This window comes from Gemmata algarum, assembly GCF_034097035.1.
Taxonomy (GTDB): Bacteria; Planctomycetota; Planctomycetia; order Gemmatales; family Gemmataceae; genus Gemmata; species Gemmata algarum.
The window spans coordinates 1-905 of record NZ_JAXBLV010000109.1; the positions used below are offsets into that span (position 1 = coordinate 1).

Genomic DNA, 905 nt, shown 5'->3' on the forward strand with positions numbered 1-905 from the left:
GAACTACATCTCCTTGCCCGGCGGTGCCATGAATTATCTGGTACCTGGCGGCATGACTACGTCGCCATACGGCCCCACTCCACACATGAAGCCGATCCCCTATGGTATTGGCTTTGTTGAGGGTGTCACCCAAAAGAAGGTCATCTGGCGCCGAGTGCCAACAGGCGCGTGGGGACCGGGGGCGGCGCTCACGAAGCGTGTGAAGGGTGACGGGACGGTCAGCGGGCGTGGTTACATTGGGGCGCTGAACAAGAGCGCGATCTGGGGGCACCCGCCGTTGACGCTGCAACTGATGGGCGTGGAGGAGCGGCTGCTGCCGGACGCGAGCGGGTTGGGGTACTCGTGGGACATTGGCTATCAGTTCACGGAGAAGGCGGTGCCGTTCGGCCACCTAGGGTTCTACTACTTCGACAACACGGGGCCGGCCAGTGGCTATTACCTGACGGGCCGGGGGCCGGGGTACCCGTCGGTGCCGGGCGGGCTCGCGGACGGGAACCACCTGTTCCCGGTGCGCGAGTTCAAGAACCTGTTCGTGCCCGGAGCGGTGAGCTAGGGCTTCTTCGGCTCTTCCTTCTTCGGCTCTTCCTTCTTGGGCTCCTCTTTCTTCTTGACGTAGTTCTGGTAGTGCGCGGTGCCCTTGACGGCCTTCTCCACAACCCACACGACCCCGTCCTTGTCCGTGATCTCTGACCCAACTGTAGTATCGGTCAGGAATGAGTGGGTGTACACCACTTTCGCACCATTGGGCATCACAACCCATTCGGCGCGGACGTTCTTGACGGGGTTGGCGAGTTTCTTGTTCGACGCCATCTTGCGGACCGTGACGAGCTGGGTGTACGTGTCCGGCTCCCCTGGGGCGAACGGCGGCTTTTTCTCATCCTTCTTGGGTTCTTGCGCGGTGGCGT

At 62.1% G+C, this 905-nt stretch carries 1 protein-coding gene and 1 pseudogene; one reads left to right on the forward strand and one right to left on the reverse strand.

Annotated elements, in window-relative coordinates; translation table 11 throughout:
• Positions 1–553, forward strand: a 553-nt coding sequence (locus tag R5W23_RS09270; RefSeq protein WP_320686090.1) for a hypothetical protein, incomplete at its 5' end; no start/stop codon positions are given.
• Here the strand turns inward: R5W23_RS09270 and R5W23_RS09275 are convergent.
• A pseudogene (locus R5W23_RS09275) lies at positions 550–905 on the reverse strand (hypothetical protein); the annotation flags it as partial. The gene R5W23_RS09270 and the pseudogene R5W23_RS09275 overlap by 4 nt on opposite strands.